Below are 23,678 nucleotides of genomic sequence, written 5' to 3'. Positions count from 1 at the left end.
ACCCGGTGCGGCGGTGACGGACCACCCTCCCACCTGAGGGAAGACCAATGCCCAGACCGACTTGGGACGAGTACTTCATGGCCATAGCGGACCAGGTGGCCGGCCGCTCCACGTGTCTGCGCCGCCGCACGGGCGCCGTGCTTGTGAGGGAGAAGCGCATCCTGGCGACGGGCTACAACGGGCCGCCCACCGGGCTGGCGCACTGCGAGGAGGTCGGCTGCCTTCGCGAGCGGCGCGGCGTGCTCTCGGGCCGGAACCACGAGCTGTGCCGCGGCATCCATGCCGAGCAGAACGCCGTGATCCAGGCCGCCAGGCACGGGATCCCCATCGCCGGCGCCACGACGTACAGCACGCACAGGCCCTGCGTGCTGTGTGCGAAGATGCTCATCAACGCGGGCATCGCCGCCGTCGTCTACGGCGATCCCTATCCCGACGAGCTCTCGGAGAGCCTGCTCGCCGAAGCGGGCCTGCCGACGAGACACGTGGGGCGGAAGGGCGGCGCCACCCCGTGAGCATCCTGCACTACGCCTTCCTCGTATCCGTGGCGTTCGCCGTCACCTTCGCGCTCACTCCGACCATGCGCGTCCTCGGCGTGCGGTGGGGTATCGTCGCCAAGCCGGGCGGGCGTAGCGTGCACGAGGGCGAGGTCAGCCGCATCGGCGGGATCGCGCTGTTCGTCGGCTTCGCCGCCGCGGTCGCGGCGCAGGCGGTGGCGGAAGGCTTCTTCGGCCGCGGAGGGGACCTCCTGCAAGGTGGCAGGCCGGTAGCCGGCGCGCTCGTCGGTTTCGCGATCATCTTCACCGTCGGCGTCCTGGACGACGCGTTCGACCTCCGCCCGGGCCCCAAGCTGATCGGGCAGGCGCTGGCCGCCAGCGCGGTCGTCGCCTCCGGCCTGAGGGTGGACTTCGTGGGCAACCCCCTGGGCGGCGGCCTCATCCAGCTCGGATTGCTCTCCGTCCCGGTCACGATGGTCTGGATCCTCGGCTTCACGAACGTGATCAACCTGATAGACGGCCTCGACGGACTCGCGGCGGGCGTGTCGGCCATCGCGGCGGCGAGCTTCCTGGTGCTCGCCGCACAAGGGAACCATGCCGCGGCCGCGGCCTTCGCGGCGGCGCTGATCGGGGCGTGCCTCGGCTTCCTGCGCTTCAACTTCAACCCCGCCTCGGTGTTCATGGGCGATTCGGGGGCGCTGTTCCTGGGCTTCGCGCTGGCCACCGTCTCGCTGCTCGGCGTGATGAAGTCCGTCGCCGCGATCACTCTGGCCGTGCCGCTGCTGATCATCGGCGTGCCGGTGTTCGACACGGCGTCGGCGATCGTCCGCCGCACCAGGCACGGACGCCCGATCCAGGAGGCGGACCGCGGCCACATCCACCACCGGCTTCTGGGACGCGGCTTCAACCAGCGCCAGACCGTGCTGATCATCTACCTCTGGTCGGCGGCGCTCGCCGTAGGCGGTTACGCGATGCGCTGGGCACCCTCGGTCATCAAGCTCGGCACGTTCGTGGTCCTCGCGGCGCTCTCGAGCTTCATGGCCTACTGGCTCGGCCTGTTCGAAGCCGCGCACCATCACGTCGAGGAGGGCTCCGCCGGCGGGGCCGCGGGGGAGGTGGAGCCCGGACCGGTCCAGCTGCCGCTCGCCGGCCTCGGGGACGAGGAGGCGGGTGGTGCGGGGACCAGCGACGAGGACGTCTGAGCCCGCTGGAACCGGCCGGCTCGGGCCGGCTCGACCTTTGTTGTCCGCCTGTGTGGCTTGGTGTACCATGAGCACGCTTTCCGGTCCCCCCGGTGGAAGCACAGCCTCGACCCGCGTCCGTGCCTTCGCACGCCCGCGGGTCGGAGCGCACGTGCGCCGTCGTCCGCTGCATCGGTCGCGGACGGGTTCGAGCGAGGTCGGACCTGCGAATAGGCATGGGGATCCATCTCGCGAAGGGGTTAGGACGCTGCTCCCGGTCACCTTCCAGACGCTCGGTGCGCTGACCGTGAATCCGCTCTTCGCAGCGGCTGCCGGGTCGGCGCTCGGCGTCGCGCTCATGCTGTCCTCGCGCGCGAGCTTCCGCCTCGTGACCCCGAACGGCTCCGCCGGGCTCGCGCTGGCAGGCGTGCTGCTCTTCGCGCGTATGGGCGTGGCGGCCGCCGCGCTCCTCCTCTACCGCCTGCACGCCCGGCCCGCCTTCGAGGTCTTCGCGGCCGCTCTGGCCGCCGGGTTCGTCGTCACGTACTCCGCGGAGCTGGTAAGGTACGCGCGTCCGTCGCGTACCCGCACGGGGGTCCTCGCCTCGAGAAGGAGGTAAGCGGCGCGTGGAAGGACTGGGAGAGAGGGTCGCGGAGCTGCTCCACGAGCTGTCCACGTTGCCTTGGAACGACCGTGGAGGCGAGGTCCCGGCCACGGCGCTGCTGGTCCTCACCAACTACATCTTCTTCATGCTGGTCGCCACGGCGCTCGTCGTGCTCTTCTTCGCGGTCGCGTCCCGCCGTGCGGCGCTCGTGCCGCGCGGCGTCGGGAACGTCGCCGAGGCGGGGCTGGAGTTCATCCGCAACCTCGCGGTGGACATCATCGGCCCCGAGGGCGTCAGGTACTTCCCGTTCTTGGCGACGATGTTCTTCTTCATCCTGTTCAACAACGTCTTCGGCCTGTTGCCCGGGTCGCTTCCCGGGACGGGCTCGATCGGCGTCACCGCCGCCCTCGCGCTGGTCACCTGGCTGGTGTTCGTCTACGTCGGGTTCGCCAAGAACGGCTTCGGCGGCTACATGAAGAGCATGATCCCCGCGGGCGTGCGGGAGATGGGCCTGTTCGCCAGGATCGTACTGGGCGGCTACATCTTCCTCCTCGAGTTCGTCTCGACGTTCCTGGTCCGGCCGTTCACGCTGGCGGTGCGACTCTTCGCCAACATGTACGCCGGCCACATCATCCTGGGCATCTTCGCGGCGTTCGTCGCCATGGGGATCCGAGGAGGGCTGGGCCTCGGACTCATCCCGGCGTCGCTGTCGCTGGTGATGCTGGTGCTCATGTACGCCTTCGAGGTGTTCGTGGCGTTCATCCAGGCCTACGTGTTCACCGTCCTGACCGCGGTCTACATCGGCAGCTCGCTGCATGCTGCCGAGCACTAGGAGACCGATGTCCCCGTCGCACGGCATGGAAGGCATGCGCGATCCGCAGTCGTCTCGAGCTCGTGACTCTGAAGGAGGAAGCAAGTGGAAGGTCTCAACGTGTTGGGCGCCGGTCTCGCGTACGGCCTCGCGGCCATCGGTCCCGGCCTCGGTATCGGCATAGTGGGCGGCAAGGCAGTCGAGGCGATGGCGCGCCAGCCGGAGATGGCCGGCAGGGTGCAGACGACGATGTTCATCGCCATCGCGTTCACCGAGGCGCTCGCTCTGCTCGGCTTCGTCCTCGCGCTCATCCTCCAGGGCGCATAGGGACCGCGAGACCGAGTGGAGGTGTCCGAGATGCATGACGCGCTGACGTTCGTGGCTGCGGCCGCGGCGGGTGAAGCGGGCGGCGGAGGCGGAGCATCGGCCGTCCTGCCCTCGCTCACCGAGATCTGGCCGACGCTCGTCGCGTTCGTGATCCTGTTCATCGTGCTCAGCAGGTTCGCCTTCCCGCCCATCATGAAGATGATGGAGAAGCGCGCGGATACGATCCGCGATTCGCTGGAGCGCGCCGAGGAGACCAAGGTCGAGGCGGAGCGGCTGCTCGAGGAGTACAAGCAGCAGATGGCCGAGGCCCGCGCCGAGGCCGGCAAGGTGATCGACCAGGGGCGCAAGGTGGCCGAATCCATGCGCGCCGAGATCGTCGCCAAGGCCAACGAGGACGCGGCTTCCATCGTCGCCAAGGCCAAGGAGCGGATCGAGGCCGAGCGCAAGGCTGCGCTGGCCGACCTGCAGTCGCAGATCGCGGAGCTGGCGGTGGCGGTCGCCGGCAAGATCATCGGCGAGAGGCTCACCGTGGCCGATCACGAGAAGCTCATCGACCGCTACCTCGCCGAGGCGGGCGGCCTCGATGAGTGACCGGGCCGCCGAGACCTACGCCAGGTCGCTGTTCGACCTCGCTTCCGCCTCGGACGCGGTGGACGCGGTGGACGAGGGCTTGCGCGCCGTGGCCGCCGCGATCCGAGGCCATGCGGGGATGCGGGAGGCGCTCGCGGACCCGGGGGTCCCGGTCGAGAAGAAGCGGGCGATCCTGCGCGACGCCTTCGGAGAGGCGGTCGCCCCCGAGACGCTCTCGCTCGTCACGCTGATCGTCGAGCGAGGCCGCGTCGATCTCCTCGGCGAGGTCGCCGCACGGTACGCCGAGATCGCCGAGGAGGAGCGCGGGATCGTGGCCGCCGAAGTGACGACGGCGATCGAGCTCACCGACTCCGCTAGGGCGCGCGTCGTCGAGAAGCTGACGTCCGCCCTGGGGCGCCCGGTCACGCTGCGGGAGCGCGTGGAGCCGGCCATGCTGGGCGGCATCCGGATCAAGGTCGCCGGCCGCGTGCTCGACGGGAGCCTGTCCTCGCAACTCGCGTCGATGCGGGCGGCCCTCTCGACGGCCGGCGCGGGAGGTGAGGCTTGAGTGGCTGACATCACCGCGAGCGCCATCAGCGAGGTGCTGAGGGCCCAGCTCGAAGGCTTCAAGCCCGGCATCGACGTCCGCGAGGTGGGCACCGTCCTTCGCATCGGCGACGGGATCGCGCAGGTGGACGGCCTCAGGGGCGCGATGGCCGGCGAGCTGCTCGAGTTCGTGACCGCGGGCGGCGAGACCGTCTACGGCATGGTGCTCAACCTGGACGAAGACGCCGTCGGCGCGGTCGTCCTCGGCGAGTACACGCGCATAAAGGAGAACGACACCGTCCGCACGACGGGCCGTGTGGTGGAAGTGCCCTCGGGCAGGGCGCTGCTCGGCCGCATCGTGAACCCGCTGGGGCAGCCGATCGACGGGCGGGGCCCCGTCGAGTCGGAGGGCACGCGCCCCGTCGAGTTCCGGGCTCCTGGAGTCGTGGAGCGCAAGCCCGTCCACGAGCCGATCCAGACCGGCATCATGGCGATCGACTCGATGATCCCCATCGGCCGCGGTCAGCGCGAGCTGATCATCGGCGACCGCCAGACCGGCAAGACCGCGGTGGCGGTCGACACGATCATCAACCAGAAGGGTGCCGACGTCATCTGCGTGTACGTGGCCGTCGGACAGAAGGCATCGACCGTGGCCGGGGTTGTCCGGACGCTGGAGAGCTACGGCGCGATGGACCACACGATCGTGGTGGCGGCCAACGCCTCCGACCCCGCGCCGCTGCAGTACCTCGCGCCGTTCGCCGGCGTGGCCATGGGCGAACACTTCATGTACAACGGCGAGAACGGCGAGCCGGCCGACGCCGGCAACCCCGGCCGCCACGTGCTGTGCATCTACGACGACCTTTCGAAGCAGGCCGTCGCGTACCGGCAGATGTCGCTCACTCTTCGCCGTCCGCCGGGACGCGAGGCGTACCCGGGCGACGTGTTCTATCTGCACAGCCGCTTGCTGGAGCGCGCCGTGAAGCTCAACGACGCGAACGGCGCCGGCTCGCTCACCGCCCTGCCGATCATCGAGACGCAGGCCGGCGACGTCTCGGCCTACATCCCGACGAACGTCATCTCGATCACCGACGGGCAGATATTCCTGCAGACCGACCTCTTCTACCAGGGCGTGCGGCCCGCGATCAACGTCGGGATCTCGGTGTCGCGCGTGGGCGGCAACGCCCAGATCGAGGCGATGAAGCGGGTCGCGGGAAGCCTGCGCCTGGACCTCGCGAACTACCGGTCCCTCGCCGCGTTCGCGCAGTTCGGGTCGGACCTGGACAAGGCGACCCAGGCCACGCTCGACAGGGGCGCGCGGCTGGTGGAGCTGCTCAAGCAGGGCCGCTACGTGCCGATGGCGGTCGAGCGCCAGGTCATGGCGATCTTCGCGGGCACCAACGGGTACCTCGACGAGCTGCCGGTCGAGCGCGTCCAGGAGTTCCGCGACCGGTTCCTCGAGTTCGTCGAGTCCGCCTACCCCGAGATCGGGCAGGCGATCGCGAGTGAGAGGGCGCTTCCGGACGAGACCGCCCAACGCCTGCGCGCCGCCCTGGACGAGTTCGTCGCGTCGTTCATGGCGGGCTAGGCCGGGAGACGGGATGCCGAACCTCCGCGACATCAAGGGCCGGATGGGCAGCGTCGAGTCGACGCGGCAGATCACGCGCACGATGGAGATGGTCGCCACCGCCAAGATCAAGCGGGCGCAGGAGCGCATCGAGTCGGCACGCCCGTACGCTCTGGCGATGATGGAGGTCCTGGGCAACGTGGCGCGCTACGCCAGGGGGGCCGAGCACCCGCTGCTCGAGGAGCACGAGCACATCCATCGCGTGATCGTGGTCGCGGTGACGTCGGACCGCGGGCTGGCCGGGGCGTTCAACGCGAACATCCTGCGTCTGACCGAGGGGCTGATGACCGAGTACGGCGAGCGCGACGCAAGGGTGGACGTCGTCGCCGTGGGCAAGAAGGCCGCCGGGTACTTCCGGTACCGGGGGATCGAGCCGCTGGCGGTCTACCGCGACATCTCCGACAAGCCGACGATCTCGGACGCCCGCTCCATCGCCCGCGATGTCATGGAGCCCTTCTCGGCGCGGGAGGCCGACCTCGTCTTCGTCGTCTTCAACCGCTTCAAGAACGTCGCCGAGCAGAAGCCCGAGGTCCACCAGCTCCTGCCGATCCGGCAGTCGGTGATCGAGGAAGCCGCCGAGGACCAGCGGGTCTCGGCCGAGTACGCCTTCGAGCCCGACGCCGGTTCCGTGCTCGCCCGCCTGCTTCCCACCTACGTCGAGACGCTGGTGTACCGGGCGCTGATGGAATCGGCCGCCTCGGAGCACGGTGCCCGGCGCACCGCCATGAAGGCCGCCACCGACAACGCCGGCGAGATGATCGTCACGCTCACCCGCAGCTACAACCGCGCCCGCCAGGCGTCCATCACCAACGAGATCGCCGAGATCGTCGGCGGTGCTGCGGCGCTCGAGGACTCGTAGGCCGTGCTCGGCCCCGGCGCAGCCGAGGAAGGATAGGGAGCCAATGAACGTCGGACGCATCGTTCGCGTGATCGGCCCGGTCATCGACGCCGAGTTCGGGCCTGACGCCATGCCGGCCATCCACAACGCGCTGACGGTGGACGCCGAGAGCCCGATCGGGCGCGTCAAGCTCGTCGCCGAGGTGCAACAGCACCTCAAGGGCAACCAGGTCCGCGCGGTGGCGATGAGCTCCACCGACGGCGTCACGCGCGGCATGGAGGTAGTGGACACCGGGGGCCCTATGATGATGCCCGTCGGCGAGCCCACCCTCGGCAGGATCTGGAACGTGCTGGGCGAGCCGATCGACGGCAAGCCCATGCCGGGGGTGAAGGACTACTACCCGATCCACCGCGAGGCGCCCGAGTACGAGGACCTCGAGCCCAGCACCGAGATCTTCGAGACCGGCATCAAGGTGATCGACCTGCTCGAGCCCTACATCAAGGGCGGCAAGACGGGGCTCTTCGGCGGTGCGGGGGTGGGCAAGACCATCATCATCATGGAGCTCATCAACAACATCGCCATGCAGCACGGCGGCACATCGGTCTTCACCGGGGTGGGCGAGCGCACCCGAGAGGGCACCGACCTGTTCCTCGAGATGCAGGAATCCGGCGTCATCGACAGGGCATGTCTCGTGTACGGACAGATGAACGAGCCTCCGGGCGCCCGTCTGCGCGTGGGGCTGGCCGGTCTCACCGCCGCGGAGTACTTCCGCGACCAGGGTCAGGACGTTCTGCTGTTCATCGACAACATCTTCCGCTTCACCCAGGCCGGCTCCGAGGTCTCGGCGCTCCTCGGGAGGATGCCCTCGGCCGTGGGGTACCAGCCCACCCTGGCGACCGAGATGGGCGAGCTGCAGGAGCGCATCACCTCGACCCGCCGCGGCTCGATCACCTCGGTGCAGGCGATCTACGTGCCGGCGGACGACCTCACCGACCCGGCGCCCGCTACGGCCTTCACGCACCTCGACTCCACCACGGTCCTCTCGCGCTCCATCGCGGAGCTCGGCATCTACCCGGCGGTCGACCCGCTCGCCTCGACCTCGCGCGCGCTGGACCCCGAGATCGTAGGCGAGGAGCACTACCGGGTCGCCCGCGCGGTGCAGCAGGTGCTGCAGCGGTACAAGGACCTGCAGGACCTCATCGCGATCCTCGGCATGGACGAGCTCTCCGAGGAGGACAAGCTCGTCGTCGGGCGCGCCCGCAGGATCCAGCAGTTCCTCAGCCAGCCGTTCTTCGTCGCGGAGCAGTTCACGGGGTTCGCGGGCAAGTACGTGAAGCTCGAGGACACCATCCGCGGCTTCGACGAGATCGCCTCGGGCCGGCACGACGACGTGCCCGAGGGGGCCTTCCGCTACGTCGGCACCATCGAGGAGGCCCTCGAGGCCGCCGAGAAGACGGCCGCGAGCGCGTAGGGAGGCGGAGCGGTGGCGGAGCGGACACTACTGGTGGAGATCGTCACCCCGGAGCGCATCGTGTACGCCAGCGAGGTGCGCATGGTCGTCGCGCCCACGGTCGACGGCGAGGTCGGCATCCTGCCGCTGCACGCGCCGCTGGTGAGCGCTCTTCGGCCCGGGGAGGTCCGAGTGCGCCACAGCGACGACGAGGTCGAGTGGTTCGCGATATCGGGCGGTTACATCCAGGTGCACGAGGACAAGGTCATCGTGCTCGCCGACGACGCCGTCCCGTCCTCGCAGGTCGACTTCGAGCGCGCCCGAGCGGGCGCGGAGCACGCTCAGCAGCGGCTGGCGGAGATCGCGGCGGGCGACAGCGCCGAGGCCGACCGGTGCGAGCGCGACCTCAAGTGGTGCGAGGCGCAGATCAAGGCGGGCGGCAAGAGGCGCTGATGCCGCGGTGAAGCGGCCCTCCCGTTCACGTGCGGTTGACGCTACATACCCGCTGCTTCCATCCTCGGCCGCGCTCCGCTACCCTTTATCGGTTCGCTGCGGCGTCTTTCGCCGCGCAAGGCGCGGGGGAGGCAGCGCGCCAGGGCGACCGTCAGGAAGGTGAACTCCAGGCATGCCGAGGTTCGTCATCCACGGCGGCAACCCTCTGACAGGGGAGGTCGGCGTCGGCGGGGCGAAGAACTCCGCACTGAAGCTGATGGCCGCGTCCGTGCTGGCCCCCGGCCTCACCCGCCTCCGCAACGTGCCCGACATCAGCGACGTCGGCGTCATGGCCCAGGTGCTGGAGCGCCTCGGGGCGCGCGTCACCCGCTCGGACCATTCCCTGGACGTCGACACGAGCGAGCTGTCCTCGGTGGAGGCGCCCTACGACCTCGTCGCGCGGATGCGCGCCTCCATCGCGGTCCTCGGGCCGCTCGTCGCCCGGACGGGCGAGGCACGCGTCGCGATGCCCGGCGGGTGCAACATCGGTTCGCGCAAGGTCGACATCCACATCCGGGGGCTGCAGGAGCTCGGCGCCGAGATCGAGGTCGAGCACGGCTTCATCAACGCCCGCGCGAAGCGCCTCCGGGGCGCCCACGTGCTGCTCGAGTTCCCGAGCGTGGGCGCGACCGAGAACCTGCTGATGGCGGCCGTCACCGCCGAGGGCACGACCACGATCGAGAACGCCGCGCGCGAGCCCGAGATCCAGGACCTCATCGCGTTCCTGCGCTCCATGGGCGCCAGGATCCACGGAGCGGGGACGCCGACCGTGACGGTGGAGGGCGTCGAGGAGCTGCGCCCCACCGAGCATGCGGTGGTGGGTGACCGGATAGAGGCCGGGACGTTCATCGTGGCGGGCGCGATGTGCGGAGGACCGGTGGCGGTCACCGGGTTCGATCCGCACCACATCGAGATGGTGCTCGTGAAGCTGCGCGCCGCGGGCGTGGACGTGTGGGTCGGGGATGGTTCGGTGAGCGTGCGCCTGGAGGGGCGTCCCCGTCCCGTCGACGTCCAGACGCTGCCGTACCCCGGCTTCCCCACGGACATGCAGGCGCAGTTCACCGCGCTCATGGCCGTCGCCGACGGGGGCAGCGTGGTCACCGAGAACGTGTTCGAGAACCGGTTCATGTTCGCCGACGAGATCGCCCGCATGGGCGCGGAGATCACCATCGACGGGCATCACGCGGTGATCAAGGGCGTGCCGAGGCTCTCCGGGGCCCCCGTGATCTGCCCGGACCTGCGCGGAGGCGCGGCCCTCGTGCTGGCCGGCCTGGCAGCCGAGGGCGAGACCGTCGTCGATGGGGTCCACCACATCGAACGCGGCTACGAGGGGTTCGTCGAGAAGCTGGCGGGGCTGGGCGCGGACATCCGCGCCGTCCCCTGACACGTCGGGGCGGGTGCGCCGAGGAGGGAGCAGCGTTGCTGGACCGAGAGGCGATCGAGGCGGTCATCCCGCACCGCGATCCGTTCCTGCTCGTCGACCGGGTCGAGGATCTCGTGCCCGGGGAGCGCGCGACCGGCTACCTGGACGTGCGCGAGGACGCCTTCTGGGTACCGGGGCACTTCCCCGGACGTCCCGTCATGCCCGGCGTGCTGATCGTGGAGGCGATGGCGCAGGTGGGAGCGGTCGCGCTGCTGTCGCTGCCGGAGAACCGGGGCCGCCTGGCGCTCTTCGGCGGGATCGAGAGGGTGCGCTTCAAGCGGCTGGTCGTCCCGGGCGACACCCTCCGCCTCGCCGTCACGATCGCGCGACGGCGCGGGCCCGTCGGGCTCGGCGACGGAACCGCGCACGTGGGGGACGAGCTCGCCTGCTCCGGTGAGCTCATGTTCGCGGTAAAATGACCCAGTCGCGCCGCCGCGAGCACGCCCACCGCGCGGCCCGCGTCGTTTCTATGCCGCCTACCAGGTGAAAGGACCGCCGGCCAGTGTCGCTCGAACAGCGCATCCGTGACGGCTCCGCCGTCTTCGCCGTCGTCGGCCTCGGGTACGTGGGCCTGCCGCTCGTGGTGGAGATGGCGCGCTCGGGCCACGAGGTCATAGGCATCGACGTGAACGCCGAGAGGGCGGCCGAGGTGGCGGCGGGACGCTCCCACATCGCCGACGTGCCCGCCGAGGACCTCGCCGAGAGCGTGGCGGCGGGCCTCGTGGAGGCGACGACCGACTTCTCCAGGGTGGCCGAGTGCGACTGCGTCGCGATCTGCGTGCCCACACCGCTCGACGAGATGAAGGAGCCGGACACCTCGTTCATGGAGGCGGCCGCCCGCTCGATCGTCGGGTACCTGCGCCCGGGCGTGCTCGTGACGCTCGAGTCCACGACGTACCCGGGGACCACCGAGGAGGTCGTGCAGCCGATCCTCGAGTCGGGAGGCCTGGAGGTCGGGAGCGACATCCACCTGGCGTTCTCGCCGGAGCGCGTGGACCCGGGGAACCCGGTCTACAAGACCAGGAACACCCCCAAGATCGTCGGGGGCGTCACCGCGGAGTGCACCAGGCTCGCGGCCGTGTTCTACGAGCGCTTCATCGACACCGTGGTCCCGGTCTCGTCGACCCGGGCCGCCGAGATGACCAAGCTGCTCGAGAACATCTTCCGCTGCGTGAACATCGCGCTGGTGAACGAGCTGCTGCGCCTCTCCGAGCGAATGGGCATCGACATCTGGGAGGTCATAGACGCGGCCAAGACCAAGCCGTTCGGGTTCATGCCGTTCTACCCGGGCCCCGGTCTCGGCGGCCACTGCATCCCGATAGACCCGTTCTACCTGTCCTGGAAGGCGCGCGAGTTCGACTTCCACACCGAGTTCATCGAGCTGGCGGGCAAGATCAACGAGGACATGCCGTACTACGTCGTGCGGCGGCTGATGGAGGCGCTCAACACCCACCGCAAGCCGCTCGCGGGCTCCCGGGTGCTCGTGCTGGGCGTGGCGTACAAGGCCGACATCGACGACATGCGCGAGTCCCCCGCCATCAAGGTCGCGCAGCTGCTGCTCGCCAAGGAGGCCGATGTCGTCTACCACGACCCCCACGTGCCGGAGTTCGTCGTGGAGGGCGTGGGCGTGCCGGGCGTCGACCTGACCGCGGAGGAGCTCGCCGCGGCCGACGCCGTGCTCGTCATCACCAACCATCGCGGCGTCGACTACGACCTCGTCGCGCGGCACGCACCCCTCGTCCTGGACACGCGCAACACGATGCCCTCGCACGCGGACCCCAAGGTGGTGCGGCTATGACGCCCGCCGGCAGCGCCGGGACGGGCGCCGCCCGGCCGTCCAAGCCGGTGCGCGTCGGCGTCGTGGGGTACGGCTACTGGGGACCCAACCTGGTGCGCAACCTCGACCGTCTGCCGGACGCCGACCTCGTGTGCGCGTGCGACGTGAACGACGGCAACCTCGAGCGCCTGAAGGCCGCGTACCCCCACCTCGACACCTCCTGCGACCTCGGCGAGATGCTCTCGCGGTTCGACGTCGACGCGGTCGTGGTGGCCTCCTCGGCACCGTCGCACTTCGGCCTCGCGAAGCGCGCGCTCGAGGCGGGCAAGCACGTCTTCGTCGAGAAGCCGCTGACGCTGACGAGCCGGGACGCCGAGGAGCTCGTCAGGCTCGCCGACGACCGCCGCCTGACGCTGATGGTCGGCCACCTCATGGAGTACCACTCCGCGATCGAGTGGATCCGCGACCGCATCGCCGCGGGCGATCTGGGGGAGGTGCTCTACGTCTACGGGCAGCGCCTCAACCTCGGGAAGGTCCGTACCGAGGAGAACGCGTTCTGGTCCCTGGCGCCGCACGACGTCTCGATCGTGCTGTACCTCCTGGGCGAGAGCCCCGACTACGTGTCGGCCAACGGCGCGGCGTACGTCACCCCCGGCGTGCAGGACACCGTCTTCGCGAACCTGCACTTCCCGTCCGGCAAGATGGCCAACATCCACGTGAGCTGGCTGGATCCGCACAAGGTCCGCAAGTTCACCATCGTCGGATCCAAGAAGATGCTGGTCTTCGACGACATGGAGGCCACCGAGAAGGTCTGGATCTACGACAAGGGCGTCGAGCCGCCGGAGGCGCTGCCCTACGGCGCGGACCTCCAGCTGCGGTTCGGCGAGATCCGCGTGCCCTTCATCGAGATGAGCGAGCCGTTGGCCAAGGAGGTCCAGCACTTCCTCGACCGCGTGACCGACGGCGAGACTCCGCGTTCCGACGGGCGGGACGGCCTGCGCGTGGTACGCGTGCTCGAGGCGGTCGACGAGTCGATGGCCGCGGGCGGCGCACCCATGAGCACGACCGTGGAGGTCTGAGGTGGCCGAGGAGACCGGGTCCGGCGGGGGCTTCTCGCACGGGATCGGCGTGATGGTCGAGCGCGGCGCACGGATCGGGGAGGGTGTCGTCCTGGGCCACCACGTGACGATCCACGCCGGGACCGTGCTGGGCGACGGGGTGACCGTGGCGGACTTCGCCGTGCTCGGCCGACGGCCGAAGCTCTCCGCGCGCTCCACGGCGGCGGCCGCCGGCGACCTGGGGCCGCTGGTCGTCGGAGCCGGCACGTCGGTGGGCAGCCACACGGTGCTCATGGCCGGCACGGAGATCGGCGAGCGCTGCGTCCTGGGCGACGGCGCGGGCGTGCGAGAACGGTGCCGTGTAGGGGACGACGTCGTGCTCGGCCGCAACGTGACCGTCGAGAACGACACCACCATCGGCTCGCGCACCAGGATCCAGACCGGCGCGTATGTCACCGCGTACATGAGGATCGAGGACGACGTCTTCATCGCTCCGATGGTCGTGACGACCAACGACAACTACATGGGCCGCACCGAGGAGCGCTTCAAGCATGTGCGCGGGCCCACCATCCGTCGCGGGGCGCGCATCGGCGGCGGCGCGCACATCCTGCCGGGCGTGGAGATCGGCGAGGAGGCGTTCGTGGCCACGGGGGCGGTCGTCACACGGGACGTGCCCTCGCGCGCGCTCGTCATGGGGGCGCCGGCGAGGAAGGTGCGCGACGTGCCCGAGGAGGAGTTGCTGGAGGACCGGTGACGCGTGGAGAAGCCGTGGGCCCCGTGACGGGTCCGTGACGGCGGGACCGGCCGCGCTCGGTACGTGAGACCATGCTGCGCGCGCCCCGCGACCCGCTGGTCGCACGCACCGCTCCAGTGAGCGAGCAACGGAAAGGTGAGCGATGGGGATCCCCCTTCTCGACCTGAAGGCACAGTACCGGGAGTTGAAGCCCGAGATCGACGCCGCGATCGCCGAGGTCATGGAGAGCGCGGCGTTCATCGGCGGGCCGAGGGTGCGGGCGCTGGAGGACGCGGTCGCCGGCTACGTCGGCACCAAGCACGCCGTGGCGTGCGCGAGCGGGACGGACGCCCTGTTCCTGATCCTCGAGGCCATGGGCATCGGCCCGGGCGACGAGGTGGTGACGTCGCCGTTCACGTTCTTCGCCACCGCCGAGGCGATCAGCCGCGTCGGCGCGACGCCTGTCTTCGTGGACATCGAGCCCGACACGTACAACCTGGACGTGTCGAAGGTCGAAGCCGCCGTGACGCAGCGTACGAGGGCGGTCATGCCCGTCCACATCTTCGGTCAGTGCGTGGACATGGACCCCTTGCTCGAGATCGCCGGGGCGCGGGGCCTCAAGGTGATCGAGGACGCGTGTCAGGCGATCGGCGCGACGTACAAGGGCCGCAAGGCCGGCGCGCTCTCCGACGCCGCGGCGTTCAGCTTCTTCCCGAGCAAGAACCTCGGCGCCGCCGGCGACGGGGGCATCATCACGACCGATGACGACGCGCTCGCCGCCAGGGCGCGCAGGATCGCCAACCACGGGACGTCCAAGAAGTACTTCCACGACGAACTGGGCTTGAACAGCCGGCTCGATGCGCTGCAGGCAGCCATCCTGCTCGTGAAGCTCCCGCACCTCGACTCCTGGAACGAGGCGCGGCGAGCGGCCGCCGCGGTCTATGACGAGATGCTCTCCGGGCTCCCGCTGCGGCTTCCCGTCTCCAGTGACCGCGGCACGCCCGTGTACCACCTCTACATGGTGAGCACGCCGGAACGCGAGCGGGCCATGGCCGCGCTGAAGGCCGCGGACATCGGCACGGCGATCTACTATCCGCTCTCGCTGCACCTGCAGGAGGTCTACGCGGCCCTCGGGTACGAGTCCGGGAGCCTGCCGGTGGCCGAGTCCGCCGACGACGGGTGTTTCGCGGTCCCCTGTTTCCCGGGGATCACGCCGAAGCAGCAGGAAGAGGTCGCGCGTGTCCTCCGGGACGCGCTCGTATGAAGCAGGCCGGGCTGTCCGCCGACCTGCGCGCGAGGCGCTCCGGTGATGGCCCGGCCGCGAGGGGCTGGTAGGATCCTCCGGTCGGACGTCCCGGCCGATCCGCCGGCCCGAGCGGGGGAAGAGGGAGGACGCCGCCTCGTCGGCGGTTCGGGGTAAACGCCAGGAGACCGGCGTCTTCACGGTCCGGTACGAGGAGTGCGATGAGACGAGATCGCCGACAAGGATCGCACACGAGGCGCCGCCCGCGGGCGGCGCACGGGCGGCAGTCCGCCGTCCCGGGCGAGAAGGCCTGGACGGAGTACCACCGCGGCCGTCGTGTCGCCGTGGAGGCCGCCCCCCGTATGCGGATCCACGCGCAGCGGCGCGCGCACCTGGTCAAGCGCGTGCTGCTCACGGTCGCCGCTCTCATGCTCGGGCTCGCCGCCGCCGCGGGAGCCTGGGCGCTCGCGTTCATAACCGGCGTGCAGAACGATCTCATCGACTCGCCCGAGCACGACAAGACCGTGGAGGCGCTGACGCGCCAGAAGGCGGAGCCCTTCACGGTGCTGTTGCTGGGGGACGACCGGCGCCCGGGCGAGACGAGGGCCCGTGCCGACACGATCATCGTCGCCCGCATCGACGCGAAGAGCAAGGAAGTGCGGATGGTCTCCATCCCACGCGACAGCCGCGTGGAGATACCGGGCTACGGGATGGAGAAGATCAACGCGGCGACGTTCCACGGGGGTCCGGCCCTGATGGTCGACACCCTCGAGGACTACCTCGGCGTGCCCATCAACCACTACATGATGGTGGACTTCAGGGGCTTCCAGGGCGTGGTCGACGCCATGGGCGGCGTCCGGGTGGACGTGGACGTCGAGATCAACGACAAGAAGGCGGCCAGCCACGGCTCGCGGCAGGCGTACCACATCCCGGCCGGCGACCAGCTGCTCGACGGCGAGCACGCCCTCACGTACGTGCGCAGCCGCAAGTTCCCCGACGGCGACTTCACGCGGATGAGGCATCAGCAGACGTTCTTCAAGGCGCTGGCGAAGCAGTCGCTCAAGCTCGGCAACGTCTTCAAGCTGCCGGGCGTGGTCAAGGAGATGGCCAGGCACACCACGAGCGACATGAGCGTCACCGAGATCCTCGCGCTCGTGCAGGCGCTACGCGGGCTGGGTGAGAAGAACGTGCAGGCGGCGACGCTCGTCGGGCCCTCGCAGACGATCGGCGGCGTCTCCTACGTCATCCCCGACGAGTACGTCAAGGAGCAGCTCTCCGAGGCGCTGCGGAGCGGAGCGGACATAGAGGGGGCGGACGAGACGCCGGCCGAGCAGGTCGACCCCGCGTCGGTGACGGTCACGGTGCGCAACGGCGCGGGCATCTCGGGCTGTGCGGCCGATGCCGCCGACCGCCTGCGCGGCAAGGGATACACCGTCGGCGACGTCGGCAACGCGAACCGGTTCGTGTACGAGACCACGCTGGTGATCTTCAAGGACCGGGAAGACAAGGCGCGCAGCGTGGCGAGAGCTCTGGGAGTGGCAAGGGTCGTCGAGAGCCGAGGCATGTACAGCTTCTCCACCGACGTGCTCGTGGTCGTCGGGAAGGACTGGCGGGCGGGCGCGGGCGACGTTTCGGGCGCCGCCGGCACCGCGACCCCCTTCCGCCGCGTGCAGTAGCCCGCCTCAGGCGCGCCGGTCTCCGCCGCCCCTCGAGCCGGCTGCCTCCTCCAGCACTCCGATGAAGAGCGCCGCCTGCAGATCGCGGCCGTAGCGCTGCTCGGCGACCCGCCGCGCGTTGCGGCCGAGGCGCTCGGTGAGCTCGGCGTCGTCCGCCAGCCGCTCGACCGCGTCGGCCAGAGCCGTCCCGTCGCCCGGGGGCACGTACAGCCCGGCTTCCTCCTCGGTCACGATGTCCCTGGTCCACCCTCCCGAGTTCACGATGACCGGTCTGCCCGAGGCGAGCGCGTCGAAGAACTTGTTCGGCGAGTTGGTGGCCAGGATGGGCACGTCGGCGAAGAGCGTCATGAGGGCGTCGGCGGTGCGGGTGACGCGCGGGATGTCGCGCTTGGGCATCGGTCCGGCGAGCACGACACCGTCGCCCACACCGAGGCGCTGCACCTCGGCGCGAAGGGCCGAGAGGCTCCTGCCCTCGCCGACGATGAGGAAGACGACGTCGTCACGTCCCCGGTCCCGCAGGACGCGGGCGGCCTCGGGCACCTGCGCTTCCAGCGCGTTGCTGGGGCCGACGGCTCCGGCGTAGCCCGCGACGAACCGGCCCTCGAGGCCGAACCGCGCGACCAGCTCCGGGTCCTTCCCACCGGGCGAGAAGAGGTCGAGGTCGCAGCAGTTCGGGATCATGTGCACGCGTCCGGAGGGGACGCCCTCCTCCACCACTCCGGCGGCCATTCCCGGCGAGAGCGCGATCACCGCGGCCGAACGCCGGTACAGGAAGCGCTCCAGCGCCTTCGCGAGCCGGCCGAGGAGCCCGCGGCGGCGCAGGGCGCCCATCTGGAAGGCTGCCTCCGGCCACAGGTCGCGGACCTCGAACACGAAGGGCGCGCGGCGCAGCGCGGCGGCCGCCCAACCCGGGAAGCCGACGGTAAGGGGCGTGGAGGTGGCGATGACGACGTCGGGGCGCGGGGCGCTGGCCGCGAGCCAGGTGGCTCCGAACATGAACTTCAGGAACGACAGGATGCGCCTCCCGTACCCCATGTAGTTGGAGTAGTCGACGCGCACCGAGCGCACGTCGATCCCGTCGACGTCGCCGCGCGCGAACAGCCGCTCCGAGAAGCTCGCCGGGAGGCGCGAGGAGCTGGAGACCATGACGACCTCGTGCCCCGCCTCGATGAGACGGCGTGAGAACTCGTAGGAGCGGATCAGCCCGAGGGAGGACTCGCGGTCGGCGAAGAACTGGTGGATGTAGAGGACCCGCACGGTTCGCGCCGGTCCCGGGTCAGGTGCGGTGAGCGCCCTCGCGCCCGACCGCCATGTACGTGAGGCCCGCCGCCGTGACGTCCTCGGCTCGAAGCGCGTCGCGGCCGTCGAACACGATCGCAGGATCGCGCATGACCGAGCGCACCCGCGGCCAGTCCAAGCCGACGAACTCGTCCCACTCGGTGACCAGGACCGCGGCGGACGCTCCCTCGAGCGCTTCCCAGACGGTCGCGCAGCGCCTGGCCCCGCCGAGGTCCGCCTCGGCGGCGACCGGGTCGTACGCGGTGACCTCGGCGCCCTCCTCGACCAGCAGCGGGATGATGTCCAGCGCCGGGGACTCGCGGATGTCGTCGGTCATCGGCTTGAAGGACAGACCGAGCACGGCGACACGGCAGTGGTGCAGGTCGCGAAGGGCTCGGGAGAGGTGGATGACCGGCAGCAGCCGCTGGCGGTTGTTCACGTCGATGACCGCTTTGAGCAAGTCGAACTGATAGCCGTTGAGAGTGGAGATGAAGTCCAGCGCTCGGGTGTCCTTGGGGAAGCAGCTGCCGCCGTAGCCGATGCCCGCGTGCAGGAAGTGAGGTCCGATGCGCTTGTCCAGGCCGATACCCCGGGCGACCGAGTCGATGTCTGCGCCCACGCAGTCGCACACGTTCGCGATCTCGTTGATGAACGAGATCTTCGTCGACAGGAACGCGTTGCTCGCGTACTTGATCGTCTCGGCGCTCGCCACGTCCGTGGCGAGCACGGGGGCGTCCACGTCCTGGTATAGGGCCGAGACGACGGCGAGGTCCTCGGGGTCCCGGCCGCCGAGCACGACCCGGTCGGTGCGGTGCCAGTCCTCGACGGCGCGTCCCTCGCGCAGGAACTCCGGGTTCGACACGTAGCCCACCCGGACCCGTGCCCGCGACAGGTACCGCTCCATGAGCGCCGCGCCGGTGCCGGGCGGGACGGTGGACTTCATGACCAGTGTGAACGGGCGGTCCGCGGCGCCGACGATCTCCTCGACGCACGAGCGCACCTGGGAGAGGTCCGCGGCGCCGTTGCCCGACATCGGGGTCCCCACCGCGATGAAGGTCACGTCGCCGATCAGCTCGCCCCATCCGGCGGCGGGAGTGGCGAAGCGGAGGCGGCCGCTCTCGACGCCCTCGGCGAGCAGGTCCTCGATGCCAGGCTCGTGGATGGTGGCCCTCCCCGCGGAGAGCGCCTCGACCTTGGCGGGGTCGATGTCGACGCAGGTGACCTCGTGGCCCGAGTGAGCCAGGCAGGTACCGGTCACGAGGCCGACGTAACCCGTTCCCACGACCGTGAGCTGTGCCAATGCTCCTCCTCGTCCACTCGGCCGCCGGGGTCGCGCCGCCGGGTCAGGGTATCACATCCGGGATCGCGCTCCGGCGCTCCCAAGCGCTCTCCAGCGGCCCGCCCGCCGCGTGCCGTCACGGCCCCGCACCCTCGGTCGCCCGGCGGAACCCCAGGCGGCTCGCGGCCTTCCCCGCGAGCTCCGCGACGAACTCGCGCTCGTCGTCGCGCAGCGCGCGCAGGCCCAGCAGCGCGGCGACGTAGGCGGCGATGCCCACCACCGCTTCGAGTGCGAGGACCGCGATGTTGGCGGGCAGCAGCGCCGCGGTCACCGCGATCGCGCCCCACATCGCGAGCCCGGCGGCCGTGATGCGGCCGAGGTCGAGCCAGGGGATGTCCCACGACATGTAGGGCCTGCTGCGCACCCAGGTCAGGGCGAGCAGGGCGACGTAGGAGGCGAGTGTCGTGTAGGCCGCCGCCATGTAGCCGAAGACCGGCACGAGGACCAGGTTCGCTCCGAGGTTGAACGCGGCCGCCGCCAGCGTGTTGGACATGATGATCGTCGAGCGCTTGTGCAGCGCGATGCCGTTCCCCGCTATCTGCACGAGCCCGTAGCACATCACCCCGGCGGCCACGATCGGGAGGATGGGGTAGGCCGCCCGGTACGCCTCGCCGGTGAAGATCCCCATGAAGTCGCGGGCCGCGCCCGCCAGCCCGAACAGGAGGGGGAACGTCGCCATCGAGAAGTAGCGGGTGAACTGGGTCTGCACGCGCTGCGCGACGTGCTGCCCCCGCTTCTCGAAGGTCTGCACCATGACCGGGGCCATCGTGATGACCGCGGGCATCATGACGAGCTGCATGACCTTCTCGCCGAGGCCGTAGGCGACCGAGTACATGCCCACCTCGGCCGTGCCGCGAAGGAACCCGATGACGTAGCGGTCGGACATCACCAGCATCCAGGCGGAGACGGCGGCCGGCACCATCGGGATGCCGTAGCGCAGGAACTCGTCGAACACGTCGCGGCGCACGTGTCTCGGCGAGAGCTTCCCCTCCTTGCGGACCTCCCGGAGGCAGAACGGGATGAGCACGGCGTGTCCGAGCAGCACGCCCAGCAGGATGCCGTACGAGCCCCACCTCGGCCCCGCGACGAAGGACACCGAGAACGCGGTCGCGACGACGGTGCCGGCCACGGAGAGCGTCGCGAACGCCGTCGAGCGGTTCGATGCGCGCAGGACCTGCAGGAGCACGTTGAACAGGTAGTTGAAGGCGAGCCCGGCGATGCCTACCGGGATGAGGCGGGCGACGCTTGGGGGGATGTCGCCGGCGAACACCAGCGCGCCGGCGCCCAGCAGGGCCGACACGACCGCGAGCGAGGCGATGGAGGACCACAGGGTCGTCGCCACGTAGTCGTCCTCGCGGCCCTGCTTCTCGTAGGGCCAGTAGAAGCGCACCGCCGAGCCGGTGATCCACGCCGTCGCGAAGGTCGCCGCGAAGGTCGTGGCCGAGGAGACGAGGTAGAAGTCGCCGTAGTCCGCGCGGCCGATCAGACGCGTGAAGACGGGCACCGTGACCAGCGACGTCAGCGCCGGCACGAGCCTGACGGGGAAGTACTTGGCGGCGTCCGTCCCGGCGCCTTTGAGGATGTCTTTCAGCACGGGTCCCGATCCTGACACGGGGGGAGGATCGCACGCTCCCCCGACGGCGAACCGTTACGCTTCCGGGCCTGCCGCCCCCGGCAGTCTATACGATGCCGCAGTGGCAGCGAACCTGCTAGGGAGCGCCTGGAGCGATGTTACAATGGCTCGCGGCCCGCCCCCGACCGCAAGGGTGCCCATGAGGAGAGTCCTGGCGTTCGCCGTCGCGCTCGCGACGCTGTCCACCCCCCTGCCCGCCGCCTTCTCCCTGACCGCTCCCTACTTCGAGCGGGAGGCGTCCGGCAACGCGGCCTACGAGGCCATGGTCATCCACCCCGAAGCGGTCTACGACGCTGCGGCCGAGAAGACCTACGTGGCCTACCAGGGCTTCGGCCTGGACCCCTACGTCGCCGCCTACGACCACGAGGACCAGGCGTGGGAGGGCCCGTTCCGCGTGGGCGACAACCCGCTCATCCAGGACTTCCACGGCGGGCCCTCGATCGCGCTCGACGCCGAGGGCTACGTGCACGTCTTCTACGGCGCCCACAACTCCAACATCAAGCACGTGAGGTCCCTCGAGCCCAACACCGTGTCGCAGGGCTGGACAGCGGCGGTCGACGTCGCCACCGGGACGACCAAGCGTCAAGGGACCTACCCGCAGCCGCTGCTCGTCGGCGACAAGCTGATGCTGTTCTACCGGGTGCGCACCAGCAACAAGGCGTACGACGGCGCGTGGGCGGTTCTCGAGCGGGCGGGGGACGGCGGCTGGACGGGTCCCAGGTACGTGATCGAGGTGCGCCCGGGCATGGACGCCTGGTACGCGAACTTCAGCCTCGGCCCCGACGGCCGTACCGTCCACTGCGCGTTCCACTGGCGCGACATCGGCAGCCCCGACATGTCCACCCGGTACGACCTCTACTACATGCGGCGGGACCCGGACGGGCGGTGGGTCGACCTCGAAGGGCAGGAGCTGCCCCGCGAGGGGCTCAAGAAGACGTATCCGGACGGCACGCCGGGCCTGGACGAGCGCTGCAAGGTGTGGGACTCGCAGGGCGCGGGCGTGAACCAGATGGTCGTGCGCGCCGACGACGAGGGCGCGCCGCACATCCTGTTCCTCGCCGAGCGTCCGCTCCCCGGCGGCGACAGGTACGACTGGCGCTACATCGAGGGGCGCACGATCGAAGGGACGAGTTCGGTCGAGACGACGTTCCCCGCGGAGCCCGAGCGCATCACCGGGACCGACGATTTCTTCGATGCGGGGGACCTGGACGTCTCGGGCGGCAGGACCGTCGCCTACCTCACGACCGGAGGCGTGCCGGACCCGCAGGCGCTGCCCGGGGCGACGAACGCCGCGCGCGGAGGGGACATCGAGGAGTGGGAACTCGGGGCCGGCGGTGAGTGGTCTCTGAAGGGGCCCGTGAAGCGATCGCCGGACGCCTCGTCGCGGTACAACGATCCCCAGATCGTGCGAACGGCAGGCGGCGGACCTCCCCACCCCGATGCGCGCCTGATGTTCGCCGAGTGGAACAACGACGGCGCCAACTTCATCCACAAGGTCTTCCTGTGGGGGGAGAGCGGCTTCCTCGGAAGGGAGTTCACGCCCGACGCGTGGCGGCTCGCCGGCCCGAACAGGGTCGAGACCGCCGTCGCGGTCTCCAGGCGGGCCTTCCCCAACGGGAGCCAGACCTACGAGGCGGGCAAGCGCACGTCGGCCGTGTTCGTGGCGTCCAAGTCGGACTTCCCCGACGTGCTGTGCGGTGGGCCGCTCGCCCACGCGTACCAGGCGCCCCTGCTCCTGGTGAGCAAGGATCGCCTGGACGCCTCGGTCTCGGCGGAGATCGACCGACTCTTCTCCCGGGCGGGGAGTCCCGAGGCCACTCAGAGCATCGCGAGGAAGGTGTTCATCCTCGGCGGAGAGGCCGCCGTGTCCAGGAAGGTGGAGGACGCACTGCGTGCCAAGAGCAAGGTGAGCGTCGAGAGGATCGCCGGCCCCGACAGGTACGCCACGTCCAGGAGCATCGCCTCGAAGCTGAAGGCGCGCCGCGGCGGCGAGCGGCCGACGCGGGTCGTGATCGCCTCGGGCGTGACCTTCCCCGACGCGCTCGTCGTCTCTCCGCTCGCGGCGCGAAAGGCCTGGCCGATCCTGCTCACGAGGCAGGACTCCCTGCCCTCGGCCTCCCGTGACGCGATCGCGGCGCTGAAGCCAGCCGGGTCGCTGGTAGTGGGCAGCGAGGCGGCCGTCTCGTCGGCCGTCGCGGGCCAGGTGGCGAACCTGACCGGCTCGGCCCCGCTGCGCAAGGGCGGTCCGACCCGCTACGACACGGCCCTGGAGATCGCCCGGTACGCCCAGTCGGAGAGGGTGCTGGAGTCCGAGCGCTTCGTTCTGGCCTCGGGCGAGGACTTCCCGGACGGGCTGGCCGGAGGCGTGATGGCGGCCCGCTTCCGCGCCACGATGCTCATCACCTCGCGCGACCTCAACCCGCGGTTCGGCACGCTGCCGGCCTCGACCGAGCGGTGGGTCGCGGACAACGCGCACGAGGTGCTGGACGTCTTCGTCCTCGGCGGCGAGCCGGCGGTCTCCGCGCAGGTGATGAACCGCCTCATGAGCCTGCTGCCGGCGCCGCCGGCGCCGCAGTAGGCC

General features: G+C 70.3%; 22 protein-coding genes. 19 read left to right on the top strand and 3 right to left on the bottom strand.

What is annotated here, in order from left to right; genetic code table 11:
* Nucleotides 1-47: 47 nt before the first annotated feature.
* From IBX62_03665 to IBX62_03580, 18 genes are all read left to right on the top strand, one after another.
* Complete coding sequence (locus IBX62_03665; GenBank protein MBE0476180.1) at nt 48-512, top strand: cytidine/deoxycytidylate deaminase family protein; 465 nt, start codon at nt 48-50, stop codon at nt 510-512.
* The gene (locus tag IBX62_03660; GenBank protein ID MBE0476179.1) at nt 509-1,696 is read left to right on the top strand and encodes an undecaprenyl/decaprenyl-phosphate alpha-N-acetylglucosaminyl 1-phosphate transferase; all 1,188 of its coding nucleotides are present in this window, start codon (nt 509-511) and stop codon (nt 1,694-1,696) included. Before IBX62_03665 ends, IBX62_03660 begins: the two co-directional genes overlap by 4 nt.
* Nucleotides 1,697-1,982: 286 nt before the next feature.
* Nucleotides 1,983-2,294 carry a hypothetical protein gene (locus IBX62_03655; GenBank protein ID MBE0476178.1) on the top strand — a complete coding sequence of 104 codons (312 nt, stop codon included), beginning with the start codon at nt 1,983-1,985 and terminating at the stop codon, nt 2,292-2,294.
* 7 nt (nt 2,295-2,301) lie between these two features.
* Nucleotides 2,302-3,111, top strand: a complete 810-nt coding sequence (gene atpB / locus IBX62_03650) for a F0F1 ATP synthase subunit A (GenBank protein MBE0476177.1) — start codon at nt 2,302-2,304, stop codon at nt 3,109-3,111.
* An 84-nt stretch (nt 3,112-3,195) separates the two neighbouring features.
* Complete coding sequence (gene atpE / locus IBX62_03645) at nt 3,196-3,417, top strand: ATP synthase F0 subunit C (protein ID MBE0476176.1); 222 nt, start codon at nt 3,196-3,198, stop codon at nt 3,415-3,417.
* 30 nt (nt 3,418-3,447) lie between these two features.
* Nucleotides 3,448-4,008: a F0F1 ATP synthase subunit B gene (gene atpF / locus IBX62_03640; protein ID MBE0476175.1), complete on the top strand. Its 561-nt coding sequence runs from the start codon at nt 3,448-3,450 to the stop codon at nt 4,006-4,008.
* Complete coding sequence (atpH, locus tag IBX62_03635; protein MBE0476174.1) at nt 4,001-4,555, top strand: ATP synthase F1 subunit delta; 555 nt, start codon at nt 4,001-4,003, stop codon at nt 4,553-4,555. Before atpF ends, atpH begins: the two co-directional genes overlap by 8 nt.
* The gene (locus tag IBX62_03630; protein ID MBE0476173.1) at nt 4,556-6,118 is read left to right on the top strand and encodes a F0F1 ATP synthase subunit alpha; all 1,563 of its coding nucleotides are present in this window, start codon (nt 4,556-4,558) and stop codon (nt 6,116-6,118) included. It abuts the gene before it with no gap.
* A gap of 13 nt (nt 6,119-6,131) precedes the next feature.
* The gene (gene atpG, locus IBX62_03625; GenBank protein ID MBE0476172.1) at nt 6,132-7,016 is read left to right on the top strand and encodes an ATP synthase F1 subunit gamma; all 885 of its coding nucleotides are present in this window, start codon (nt 6,132-6,134) and stop codon (nt 7,014-7,016) included.
* Between the two features lie 43 nt (nt 7,017-7,059).
* On the top strand, nt 7,060-8,466 hold the full coding sequence (gene atpD, locus IBX62_03620) for a F0F1 ATP synthase subunit beta (protein MBE0476171.1): 1,407 nt from the start codon (nt 7,060-7,062) through the stop codon (nt 8,464-8,466).
* Between the two features lie 12 nt (nt 8,467-8,478).
* Complete coding sequence (gene atpC, locus IBX62_03615) at nt 8,479-8,898, top strand: ATP synthase F1 subunit epsilon (protein MBE0476170.1); 420 nt, start codon at nt 8,479-8,481, stop codon at nt 8,896-8,898.
* A gap of 172 nt (nt 8,899-9,070) precedes the next feature.
* Complete coding sequence (gene murA / locus IBX62_03610) at nt 9,071-10,321, top strand: UDP-N-acetylglucosamine 1-carboxyvinyltransferase (GenBank protein ID MBE0476169.1); 1,251 nt, start codon at nt 9,071-9,073, stop codon at nt 10,319-10,321.
* A gap of 38 nt (nt 10,322-10,359) precedes the next feature.
* Nucleotides 10,360-10,779 carry a 3-hydroxyacyl-ACP dehydratase FabZ gene (fabZ, locus tag IBX62_03605; GenBank protein ID MBE0476168.1) on the top strand — a complete coding sequence of 140 codons (420 nt, stop codon included), beginning with the start codon at nt 10,360-10,362 and terminating at the stop codon, nt 10,777-10,779.
* Between the two features lie 83 nt (nt 10,780-10,862).
* The gene (locus tag IBX62_03600) at nt 10,863-12,158 is read left to right on the top strand and encodes a nucleotide sugar dehydrogenase (protein ID MBE0476167.1); all 1,296 of its coding nucleotides are present in this window, start codon (nt 10,863-10,865) and stop codon (nt 12,156-12,158) included.
* A complete protein-coding gene (locus IBX62_03595; protein MBE0476166.1) occupies nt 12,155-13,216 on the top strand; it encodes a Gfo/Idh/MocA family oxidoreductase in 1,062 nt (353 codons plus the stop codon). Before IBX62_03600 ends, IBX62_03595 begins: the two co-directional genes overlap by 4 nt.
* A gap of 52 nt (nt 13,217-13,268) precedes the next feature.
* The gene (locus tag IBX62_03590; GenBank protein ID MBE0476165.1) at nt 13,269-13,949 is read left to right on the top strand and encodes an N-acetyltransferase; all 681 of its coding nucleotides are present in this window, start codon (nt 13,269-13,271) and stop codon (nt 13,947-13,949) included.
* A 142-nt stretch (nt 13,950-14,091) separates the two neighbouring features.
* Complete coding sequence (locus IBX62_03585) at nt 14,092-15,192, top strand: DegT/DnrJ/EryC1/StrS family aminotransferase (protein MBE0476164.1); 1,101 nt, start codon at nt 14,092-14,094, stop codon at nt 15,190-15,192.
* Nucleotides 15,193-15,533: 341 nt separating this feature from the next.
* On the top strand, nt 15,534-16,847 hold the full coding sequence (locus IBX62_03580; GenBank protein MBE0476163.1) for an LCP family protein: 1,314 nt from the start codon (nt 15,534-15,536) through the stop codon (nt 16,845-16,847).
* A gap of 6 nt (nt 16,848-16,853) precedes the next feature.
* Here IBX62_03580 and IBX62_03575 read toward each other — a convergent pair whose 3' ends face one another.
* The 3 genes from IBX62_03575 to IBX62_03565 form a co-directional block, all read right to left on the bottom strand.
* On the bottom strand, nt 16,854-18,104 hold the full coding sequence (locus IBX62_03575) for a glycosyltransferase family 4 protein (protein MBE0476162.1): 1,251 nt from the start codon (nt 18,102-18,104) through the stop codon (nt 16,854-16,856).
* A 19-nt stretch (nt 18,105-18,123) separates the two neighbouring features.
* Complete coding sequence (locus IBX62_03570; protein ID MBE0476161.1) at nt 18,124-19,425, bottom strand: UDP-glucose/GDP-mannose dehydrogenase family protein; 1,302 nt, start codon at nt 19,423-19,425, stop codon at nt 18,124-18,126.
* Between the two features lie 115 nt (nt 19,426-19,540).
* Nucleotides 19,541-21,058, bottom strand: coding sequence for a polysaccharide biosynthesis C-terminal domain-containing protein (locus IBX62_03565; protein ID MBE0476160.1), 1,518 nt, complete (start codon nt 21,056-21,058; stop codon nt 19,541-19,543).
* 178 nt (nt 21,059-21,236) lie between these two features.
* On the opposite strand from IBX62_03565, the gene IBX62_03560 reads away from it, so the two are divergent.
* The gene (locus tag IBX62_03560; protein MBE0476159.1) at nt 21,237-23,675 is read left to right on the top strand and encodes a cell wall-binding repeat-containing protein; all 2,439 of its coding nucleotides are present in this window, start codon (nt 21,237-21,239) and stop codon (nt 23,673-23,675) included.
* Nucleotides 23,676-23,678 lie beyond the last annotated feature (3 nt).

The organism is Coriobacteriia bacterium (genome assembly GCA_014859305.1).
Classification (GTDB): Bacteria; Actinomycetota; Coriobacteriia; order Anaerosomatales; family Kmv31; genus Kmv31.
Note: the sequence above shows the minus strand (reverse complement) of the source record. Positions and strands in the feature narration are given on the sequence as shown.

Bases quoted from the DNA above. Each gene is read 5' to 3' on its own strand.
- IBX62_03665 (MBE0476180.1), top strand. From the start codon at position 48: ATGCCCAGACCGACTTGGGACGAGTACTTCATGGCCATAGCGGACCAG.
- atpF (MBE0476175.1), top strand. From the start codon at position 3,448: ATGCATGACGCGCTGACGTTCGTGGCTGCGGCCGCGGCGGGTGAAGCG.
- atpH (MBE0476174.1), top strand. From the start codon at position 4,001: ATGAGTGACCGGGCCGCCGAGACCTACGCCAGGTCGCTGTTCGACCTC.
- atpG (MBE0476172.1), top strand. From the start codon at position 6,132: ATGCCGAACCTCCGCGACATCAAGGGCCGGATGGGCAGCGTCGAGTCG.
- atpD (MBE0476171.1), top strand. From the start codon at position 7,060: ATGAACGTCGGACGCATCGTTCGCGTGATCGGCCCGGTCATCGACGCC.
- murA (MBE0476169.1), top strand. From the start codon at position 9,071: ATGCCGAGGTTCGTCATCCACGGCGGCAACCCTCTGACAGGGGAGGTC.
- IBX62_03595 (MBE0476166.1), top strand. From the start codon at position 12,155: ATGACGCCCGCCGGCAGCGCCGGGACGGGCGCCGCCCGGCCGTCCAAG.
- IBX62_03590 (MBE0476165.1), top strand. From the start codon at position 13,269: ATGGTCGAGCGCGGCGCACGGATCGGGGAGGGTGTCGTCCTGGGCCAC.
- IBX62_03585 (MBE0476164.1), top strand. From the start codon at position 14,092: ATGGGGATCCCCCTTCTCGACCTGAAGGCACAGTACCGGGAGTTGAAG.
- IBX62_03580 (MBE0476163.1), top strand. From the start codon at position 15,534: ATGCGGATCCACGCGCAGCGGCGCGCGCACCTGGTCAAGCGCGTGCTG.
- IBX62_03560 (MBE0476159.1), top strand. From the start codon at position 21,237: ATGAGGAGAGTCCTGGCGTTCGCCGTCGCGCTCGCGACGCTGTCCACC.